The organism is Vibrio sp. Vb1574 (assembly GCF_033338675.1).
The window spans coordinates 1-1,170 of the sequence record NZ_JAWOTC010000337.1; the positions used below are offsets into that span (position 1 = coordinate 1).

1 protein-coding gene is annotated in these 1,170 nt (G+C 40.3%); it reads left to right on the forward strand.

Annotated elements, in window-relative coordinates:
- A partial coding sequence (locus R7O12_RS26005; RefSeq protein ID WP_318126938.1) for an ImcF-related family protein occupies positions 1–1,170 on the forward strand: 1,170 nt, incomplete at both ends.

The window sequence follows — 1,170 nt, forward strand, 5'->3', positions numbered from 1 at the left end:
TGGTCTCGGAAATGGAAGCGAATAAGCAGCATCGTGAATACTTATACGAGACGTTAAAGACGTATTTAATGTTGTTTAATCCGGAAAAATATCAACAAGAAGAGGTAATTGCTTGGTTCAACTTCTACTTTGAACGTCAGTATCCAGGAGAGTTAAACAAAGAGCTACGTGAGCGTTTGCTAGTGCATACTAAAAACTTACTAGAGAACGACGAGAAAGGCTTCTCAATGGATGCGACTGCTATTAGTGCAGCACGAGAAGTTCTAACGCAAATGTCACTTCCAGAGCGTGCATATCAGCGTATGAAGATGCAGTTTGCTAAAAGCCACGTTCCGTCTTTCCGTTTAACATACGTGTTAGGACCTAAAGGTTTAGAACAATTTGAGCGAGCAAGTGGAAAACCTCTATCGCAAGGTATTTCCGGTTTTTATACCTACAACGGTTTTCACAGCGTTTTCCAAATTCAGATTAATCGCACCGTCAAAGGATTGATGGAAGAAAACTGGGTGTATGGGGATGATCTTAAAGCTCATGAAATTGATCATGATAGTGCTATTCAGGGGGTTCAAGCCCGCTATTATCAAGATTATGTCAATGAGTGGAAAACTCTGATAGAGGATATTCAGCTTAAACAAGCTCCTAGTTTGGCTTTAGCAACAGAGCAATCAAGAGTTCTATCCGGTGTAGAAAGACCAATTGAATCACTTCTGCGTGCAATACAAAAGGAAGTGGGGTTATCGAAAGTAACGTTATCGGAAAATCAAAAGGCAGCAACGGAAGTCGCAGGAAAGGTTGCAAAAGTGAAGTTTTCTAATACGGCAGACAAACTCGATATGTATTTGCCTGAAGAGAATGGATTTAATGTTGCTCTATCAGGTAAAGAAGTTGAATCCCATTTCACCGAAATCTTACGACTTAGTGAACAAGACTTTGATGATATTCAGCAAGCGATGGTGAATTTGCGTTCGTACTTATCTGATTTGTCTAGCTCTGGCAACAATCAAAAAATTGCTTACAAAAGCATATTGGATGGAACGGTGACTCAGGATGTTGCTGCCTCCTTTGCTAGAGCAAAAGATCTCTTACCAAAACCGTTTAATCAATGGTTGGGAGAGTTGTCACAGGAATCGGTTAAGTTTGCAGAAAGCGGCTCTAAAGATCATCTAAATC